We start from the raw sequence: 8,178 nt of genomic DNA on the forward strand, positions 1-8,178 counted from the left end.
ATGGGGACTCCTGAACTGCCGGTGCCGGATGGCCTCGTGCTACGGCCCTTCCGAGGCGTGCGTTTCGCTGTCGAAGATCCCGCCAAGGTGACCTCCCCACCGTACGACCTGATCTCCGACGCCGACGTAGAGGTCCTTCTGGACTCTCACCCGAACAACGTCGTACGCCTCATCCTTCCCTGCTCTTCCCGCAGCAATTCCTCCACCGCCCCACCAGCCACCCAGAACTCCACTCCCGACCCCCTCACCACACCCCCAGTCGACCCCGCAGACCACCACCACTCCACCCCCGGCGAACCCGCGAACCACAAGTTCACCGCCTCCCCCACCGCTACCGCCAAATCACCGGACCATCCACCCACCACCGAAGCCCCTGTCGAACCAACCGACGACCAACCCGATAGCACCTCCACTGCCACCACCGAACCAATCGACGATCAGCTCAACTCCGCCTCCGCTGCCACCGGCGCCCCAACGGACGATCAACTCCACACCACCGGCACCCAAGACGAATCGGCCAGCCCAAAACCCGCCCCCGCTCCGGCCTCCGCCTCCGGTCTCGCCCCCGGTCCCGCTCTCGCCCCCGGCCTTGCTCCAGCCGACCCAGAACCCGGCAGGGCACCAGCCGCCCCAAACGTCCCAGAATCCAGCACATCGGCCCAATTCCGCCCCGACTCGACCTCCCCGACCGGCGAAGCACCGCTCCACACCCGATACACCGAGGCCAGGGACACGCTGAGAGCCTGGCTGGCCTCAGGCGTGCTGGTGCCCGACGACGTACCGGGGCTCTACGTGTACGAGCAGCGTGGCCCGGGCATCCTGCAGCGCGGCCTCATCGGGGACGTGGGCCTGACGGACCCCGGGCAGCACATCATCCTCCCCCACGAGGACGTCCTCCCCGGCCCCATCGCGGATCGGCTCGCCCTCATGAGCACCACCCAGGCCAACCTCGAGCCCATCTTCCTCCTGTACGAGGGCGGGAACGGCACCACCACCCGCCTGGTGGACGAGGTGGCCTCGAACCGGCAGCCCCTCATCTCGGCCCGCACCGAAGACGGCCTGACCCACCGGCTGTGGGCGATCACGGACGACGCGGAGATCACCGCGATCAACGCCGACCTCCACGACCGCCAGGCCCTGATCGCCGACGGCCACCACCGGTACGCGACGTACCGCGTCCTCCAGCGCCAGGTACGCGCCGCCCACCAGCCCCAAGCACCCTCCCCGCAACCCGCCGGCGGCGAACTGTCCGTAGGCCCCTGGGACTTCGGGCTGGCCTTGCTGGTGGACACCAGCGCGTATCCACCCGACCTCAAGGCCATCCACCGCGTGATCCCGGGCCTCCCGCCGACCGAAGCCGCCGCAAAGGCCAAGGGCTCATGGCAGGTGCACGACTACAACGACCTGGCCCAGGGCCTGGCCGCGCTCGAGCGAGCCGCAGAGCCCTCCTTCCTCCTCGTCGGCGAGAGCGGCGTCCATCTCCTTACTGATCCGGACCCGGTGCAACTGGCCCGCGCCATGCCGCCCGATCATTCGGATCGCTGGAACTCCCTCAACACCTCCATCCTCGCCCAGTTCGTCCTGCCGTTCGTGTGGGGCCTGCACGACGATGAGCAGCACGTACGCATCGTCCACCACGACACGGACGCCGCCGTACAGCTGGCCCTCCGCACGGGCGGGACCGCTGTGATCCTCAAGCCACTCGCCATCGACGACGTGCTGGCCGTCGCCGCCGGCGGCGAACGAGTCCCCCGCAAATCCACCTCCTTCGGCCCGAAACCAAGAACCGGCCTGGTCCTGCGCACGTTCGCCATCGACTGAGACACTCGTCCCACTACCGGCCAGCGGCCTCACCTGAGGCGACCCCGCCGCTCAAACCCAGGCCAACGGTTCGGCTGACCCGAGCACCCCAAAGCCAAGCCGAAGGCTCGGCTGGGGCGCGCCGCCGTTCAACCAGGCCAGAGGCGCGGCTCTGGCCTGACCGCCCCAGTGCCAAGCCAGACGCTCGGCTGAGGCGCCCCCGCCCCTCAAGCGCGCCGGAGACTGGTGAGGCCCAGGCAGCCGACACACTGACCACGCCGCACGCACTGACCACGCCGCACGCACTGACCACGCCGCACGCACTGACCACGCCGCACGCACTGACCACGCCGCACGCACTGGGCGCCAGCGCGGTGGCGCAAGAGCCCAACCAGCCTGGTGGGCCCCAGGCCCCTACCAGGCGCTCAGGCACGGCACTTGGGGCCCCTGGACACGTAAGTCCCCCCGCGTCCAGCGGACACTCCGAACGAAGTCCATGCGCAAAGGTCCTGGCACGCCAGGCACCGATGCACACGCCCCTGCAACGCAGCCACCCGCCCCTGCGCGACTGCACGCGAGGAGAAGCCCAGCACAGCCCTTGTCCGCTCGGTGCCGCGCACTACCACGCACCCAGCACGCACTCACGGCACTCCGGTACGCGCCCCTGCACTCACTCACGGCACTCTTGTACGCACCCAGCACGCACTCACTGGCCCTTTACCCGCACCCAGCACGCGCCCTCGATGCCGCACCTACATCACCGCACCCAGCGGACACTCCACACCAAGGACGCGCGTGGTTCGTCGCCGAGCATGCCGAAGGCCCCCGAACCCTCGGCATGCTGCCCGCACCGACGCCCTCCGGCAGCACCTCCCGTCGGCGCGCAGCCGTGCGGTGCTTCGGCCCCCGCCGCCCGGGCTCCGGTCAGCCGGTTGGTGCCAGGTAGTGCACCTGCCGGGGTATCAGGGCAGCGAGCTTCATCCCGTCGGCATCACCCTCCGGCTCATCGGGTTGCGGGATCTCGGCCTCGTAGGGTTTCGCGTCGCTCACCTCCACCTCGTACCGCCAGATCTTGGCGGCCGACGGGCCGAAGACGCGGCAGCGGAATGCCCCCGTCACCTCGATGTAGTCGCGGGGCTTGAGGCCGCGGACCACGGCGGCCGTATCCGGGTTGAACGTGACGCACGGGATGCTGTCCGTCAGGGCCGCGCCACGTCTGTGACGGCGGCGGCGGACGATGATGCGCCACTTCGTCACGGTGTCACCGCTCGGCAACGGGTGCTCCTCGACCGGCGCTGACAGCCTCCCCACCAGCAAGACTTCGTTTCGGTCCACGGTCGTCCTCCTATCGGTGCTCTGGTGGAGATCACTCTCTACGATGATGGGGAGGCCGGATCGGCTGGAACGCCGTTCTGGGGACAACGGCTGGACGATCGGGAGTGCCTGTGGACAACATCACCGCACTAGGCGGCGACGTCTATGAGATCGACACCAAGATGGCCGGATATGCGGGCATCACTGCTGGTTACCTGATCCTGGGCGACCGGCCATGCCTGGTGGAGACGGGCACCTCGACCTCGGCCCCCGTGGTGCGGGACGCGATCGCCTCCCTCGGCGTCGGCCCCGAAGACCTGGCCACGGTCGTGGTGACCCACATTCACCTCGACCATGCCGGTGGCGTGGGAGACATCGCCAGGTTCTTCCCGTCCGCGCAGGTCGTCGTACACGAGAAAGGCGCCCGCCACCTCGCAGAGCCGTCCCGGCTCATGGCCAGCGCGAGGATGGTGTGGGGCGACCGGCTCGACACGCTTTTCGGCGAGTTGTCCCCTACGGAAGCCGAGCGCATCGTAGCCCTCGGCGACACCGGCGCCATCGACCTGGGCAACGGGCGTACGCTCAACAGCCATTACTCCCCCGGCCACGCGAAACACCACGTGGGCCTGGTCGACTCCGCCACCGGCGACCTGTACGTCGGGGACGCGGCCGGCGTCTACCTTCCCGAGACGGGAGACCTGCGTCCGGCGACCCCTCCGCCGGACTTCGACCTGAAGACCGCGCTCGACTCGATCGCGTTGTTCGAAGCGCTTGGGCCGCAACGGTTGCTGTTCAGCCACTATGGGCCGGTTGAGGCCGTTCGGGAGACGCTCGAGCGGTCTGCGGAGGAGCTCCGGGTCTGGGTTGACCTCACGCGGCAGGCCCGATCTGAGGGCATGGATCTGGATCACGCGGTCGCCATGGTCAGAGACCGTACCAAGGAGCGCTACAGCGCTATGACGTCCGATGAGGCGACGGCTGAGCAGTTCGAGCTGCTGAGCGGTGCTCCGTCCAACGTGGCGGGGATCCTGCACTGGCTGAACCGCGTCACGCCGTGAGGGGCTGATGGGCGTCCAGCTCCCGGCGGCAGGCATTGAGGTGGAGGCGGCCCGGTCCGCACGGGAGGAGGCCCAGGCTGAGCACCCGTCCGCGCCAGGGGTTTCCGGTGGATCTCAGCTCGGGCGCTGTGCCCATCGAGGGGTTCAGGCAAGGGGCTCCGGTAGGGCGCCGTGTCCGATGCCAGAGGCATAGGTGGGGCGCGTGCGTTCCTGAGTTCGGAGGAAGAGCTGCGGCGTGCCGGGGGTCGAGGTCGCTCCGCCAGCCATCGCCGTACCTCAAGTCAGAAATCCTTCAGGGCCCATCGACGAGCGCCGTTCTCGCTCGCACCACCGCGAGTTCGGCTCGCGCAGATCCGACCGACACACCGCTGCCCGCCGCACCACATCCTGCGGGGATGGGTACGGCGGGCAGCGAAAGTGGGTCAGTCGTCGGTCTTGGGCTTGTCCGTGCTCGATTCGGCGGACTCGTCGAGTACGTCACCGAAGTTCGGCTCGATGAACGCCGGGGTGATGCCACGCGTCCCAGCAGCCTGCTCCGTCGTCTCGCGAGCCGTCTCGTCCTGGGAGGCATCGCCCTCTGCCTCGGAGGGCTCCGAGTCGTCATCGGCGGAGACGGGCTTCTCCGGCTCCGCGTCCAGGACCTCGGGCGTGGACTCGACCTCGTCCGGTACGTCGGTGACCTCGACCGCTTCGACCAGCACCTCACCGGCACTGGCCTGGTCCGGCTCCTCAGCCACCACATCCGCAGGATCGCCCTGCTCAGGCGTCTCCTCCGCTGCCTCATCGACACTGGCCCGCTCGTCCGGCACATCGTCGGCAGGCTCGGTCTCCAGGAGGTCACCCGCTTCGGCAAGGGCCTCGGCGTCGTCCACCTCCTCGACCGTCCCGGCCGCGTCCCCGGTCTCGGTCACGCCGGCGTCGTCGAAGTCGTCCTCGTCGTCGAAATCTTCCTCGACGTCCTCGATGACGGCCCCGGTCAGCTCCGCGTACCGCTCGGCCGCGTCCGTCTCCCCGTCCTCGTCGAACGCCATCGCCCTGCCGAACCAGTCGGTGGCCGCCTCCTGGTGTCCGGCATCGGCCAGTGCGTCAGCGTACGCGAACGCCAGCCGCGCCGACCACGGCTTGGCCTGCGGGTCGCGCAGCTCGGGCAGGCGCTGCAGGGTGATCACGGCGGCGTCGTGCTGGCCCAGGTCGCGGCGGGCGCCGGACTCGACGATGGTCAGCTCGATCCGCCCGGCCCGGTCGAGGCGCTCGGCTTCGGGCGAACGTACGAGGTCGATGGCGCGCTCCGGACGGCCGAGACCGCGCTCGCAGTCGGCCATGACCGCCAGGTACGCCTCCGAACCCGTCATCCTCTTGGCCGCCCGCAGGTCGCTCAACGCCTCCGAGAAGTGGCCGGCGCGGTAGGCCACGATGCCCGCGGCCTCGCGTACGACCCCGATGCGGGCCGCGAACCTGCGCGCCACCTTGGTGTGCTCGTGTGCCCGGTCGGGGTCGTCCTCCTCGAGTGCCCGCTCGGCCGCCACCATGTGCCGGCCGACCAGGTCGGCGAGGTCGCCGGGAAGGGAACGCAGCTCCTCCAGGACTTCCTTGTCCAGCTCGTCCACGGTGATGTCGGGCGCCACCTCGGGCAGCCTCTCACGCTGCGGGGCCTCGGCATCGGCCTCGCGGTCACTCCTGCCGTACCTGGCACGGGCGCCCGCGCCGGGACGCTCCTCGCGGTTGTCCCGGGAGAAGGGGCGAGAGTCGCGGCCCTCGCGGCCGCCGCCGTAACCGCCTTCCCGCCTGTCACCGTAACCGCCTTCGCGGCGGGGGGCATAACCACCCTCACGACGGTCGCCGTACCCGCCACCTTCGCGACGCGGACCACGATCGTCACGGAACCCACCCTCACGGCGCGGACCCCGATCGTCACGGGCACCGCCCTCACGGCGGGGACCACGATCATCCCGGTCACGGAACGGCCGACGGTCATCACCCTCACGGCGCGGCCCGCGGTCATCGCGGAACCCGCCCTCACGGCGCGGCCCGCGGTCATCGCGGAACCCGCCCTCACGGCGGGGGGCGTAGCCACCCTCACGACGATCGCCGTACCCGCCACCTTCGCGACGCGGACCACGATCGTCACGGAATCCACCCTCACGGCGCGGACCCCGATCGTCACGGGCACCGCCATCACGGCGCGGGCCCCTGTCATCACGGGCACCGCCCTCGCGGCGAGGACCGTAACCACCCTCACGACGATCGCCGTACCCGCCACCTTCGCGACGGGGGCCACGATCATCCCGGTCACGGGACGGCCGACGGTCATCACCCTCGCGGCGCGGCCCGCGGTCATCGCGGAACCCGCCCTCACGGCGCGGACCCCGGTCCTCGTAACCGCCCTCACGGCGGGGACCGTAGCCGCCTTCACGACGAGGTCCACGGTCGTCACGGAAACCACCCTCGCGGCGCGGGCCCCGATCATCACGGAACCCACCCTCACGACGGGGACCACGATCGTCACGAGCGCCGCCTTCACGCCTCGGACCACGATCGTCGCGGAAACCACCCTCACGGCGCGGACCGCGATCGTCGCGGAAACCACCCTCGCGACGGGGGCCGGAGGCGCCACCTTCGCGCCGCTCACCATAGCCACCCTCACGGCGCGGACCGCGGTCATCCCGGTCCCGATAAGTACGGCGGTCGTCACCGCGGGGTCCGCGATCGTCACCCTCGCGCCGAGGGCCACGGTTGTCGCGGTAGCCGCCCTCACGGCGGGGACCGGAGGCGCCACCTTCGCGCCGCTCACCATAGCCACCCTCACGGCGGGGGCCAGAGGCGCCACCTTCACGGCGCTCACCATAGCCACCCTCACGGCGGGGGCCAGAGGCGCCACCTTCGCGCCGCTCACCATAGCCACCCTCACGGCGGGGGCCGCGGTCATCCCGGTCACGGTACGGGCGCCGCTCGTCGCCCTCACGCCGCCCCCCGCGGTCGTCTCGAGAGTCGTCCCGCCGCGGCCCGCGGTCCTCGCGGTTGAAGGAGCGCGGCCTGTCATCGGACCGGAACGGACGGCCGCCGCCGGAGTCTCGCCCGCGAGAGCCGTAACCGCCGCTCCTGCCGCTGCCACCTGAGCGCCTGTCCCCGTGGTCGTCGCGCCCGCGCTGTCCGTCGTCGGATCCGTTATCTCTGTTCACTTCTGGTCCATTTCGTTGGCTCACCCAGCGGACTCACAACAACGGTCCACCGTGGCTGGTCGCCGCCCCCTCGGGCCTTACGCGACGAAGGCCACCCGTGGGGGTGGCCCGGTACCTCCAGCCTAGCAAGCCGCGGAACGTCCACGAGCCTGACGCAACCCGGATATTGATCCGACCATAAAAACGCCAGTCGCCAGACCCCTCGATTTGTCACGTAGCTTCCCTGAAACCGCCGAGTCCCCGCCATCAAATTCCCGACCCGCTGAGGGGCTACAAGCTCGGCACGTCCCGGCCAAATCGGCCGCTTAACCTCTGCTGGATCTCACACCCGGAAAAGGCAGTCTCTTTCCGATGCTCGACCGATTAGATGACAGCGAAGCCACATGGACGCGAACATCAGCAAGGTCTATCCCGCCGGCGGCGAAGCTCACGCTCTGGCGGCACAGCTCCAGAAATCGACAAACCGGTTCCGCTCTCCGTACGGTACGACGGACCGGCGCCCGAAGAGGCCGCCTTCGAACTCCTGGAAATGGCCTTCAGCCGGCCAACTGGGACCGATATCCGGCGACCCGATGATGGCCGACCAGCAACTGTCACCCGGGCGTGCAAGCGATGCTCGATTCCGCACGCCGTTCACAAAGATGGCGTCGGCCGCATCAACCGCTCGGCCCGTCTCGCTGGAACCAGAAATGCAGAAAGGGCCCTCGACCGGCTTGGTCGAAGGCCCTTTCTATAAAGATTGTCCGGCGGTGACCTACTCTCCCACACCCTCCCGAGTGCAGTACCATCGGCGCTGAGAAGCTTAACTTCCGGGTTCGGAATGTAAC

General features: G+C 69.6%; 5 protein-coding genes and 1 rRNA gene. 3 read left to right on the forward strand and 3 right to left on the reverse strand.

Features of this window, described 5'->3' with window-relative positions:
- Window positions 1-1,821 carry a DUF1015 family protein gene (locus tag AB0J69_RS22840; protein ID WP_364120427.1) on the forward strand — a complete coding sequence of 607 codons (1,821 nt, stop codon included), beginning with the start codon at window positions 1-3 and terminating at the stop codon, window positions 1,819-1,821.
- A gap of 903 nt (window positions 1,822-2,724) precedes the next feature.
- Here the strand turns inward: AB0J69_RS22840 and AB0J69_RS22845 are convergent.
- Window positions 2,725-3,135 carry a single-stranded DNA-binding protein gene (locus AB0J69_RS22845; protein ID WP_364120430.1) on the reverse strand — a complete coding sequence of 137 codons (411 nt, stop codon included), beginning with the start codon at window positions 3,133-3,135 and terminating at the stop codon, window positions 2,725-2,727.
- Between the two features lie 110 nt (window positions 3,136-3,245).
- Here AB0J69_RS22845 and AB0J69_RS22850 point away from each other — a divergent pair, with 110 nt between their 5' ends.
- The gene (locus AB0J69_RS22850) at window positions 3,246-4,172 is read left to right on the forward strand and encodes an MBL fold metallo-hydrolase (protein ID WP_364120432.1); all 927 of its coding nucleotides are present in this window, start codon (window positions 3,246-3,248) and stop codon (window positions 4,170-4,172) included.
- A gap of 422 nt (window positions 4,173-4,594) precedes the next feature.
- On the opposite strand, the gene AB0J69_RS22855 is transcribed toward AB0J69_RS22850, so the two are convergent.
- Window positions 4,595-5,797 carry a hypothetical protein gene (locus AB0J69_RS22855; protein WP_364120434.1) on the reverse strand — a complete coding sequence of 401 codons (1,203 nt, stop codon included), beginning with the start codon at window positions 5,795-5,797 and terminating at the stop codon, window positions 4,595-4,597.
- On the opposite strand from AB0J69_RS22855, the gene AB0J69_RS22860 reads away from it, so the two are divergent.
- Window positions 5,702-7,288, forward strand: a complete 1,587-nt coding sequence (locus tag AB0J69_RS22860) for a hypothetical protein (RefSeq protein WP_364120437.1) — start codon at window positions 5,702-5,704, stop codon at window positions 7,286-7,288. The genes AB0J69_RS22855 and AB0J69_RS22860 overlap by 96 nt on opposite strands.
- 804 nt (window positions 7,289-8,092) lie before the next feature.
- Here the strand turns inward: AB0J69_RS22860 and rrf are convergent.
- Window positions 8,093-8,178: ribosomal RNA gene (gene rrf, locus AB0J69_RS22865) — 5S ribosomal RNA — on the reverse strand; the annotation flags it as partial.

Source organism: Nonomuraea sp. NPDC049709, assembly GCF_040674815.1.
Classification (GTDB): domain Bacteria; phylum Actinomycetota; class Actinomycetes; order Streptosporangiales; family Streptosporangiaceae; genus Nonomuraea.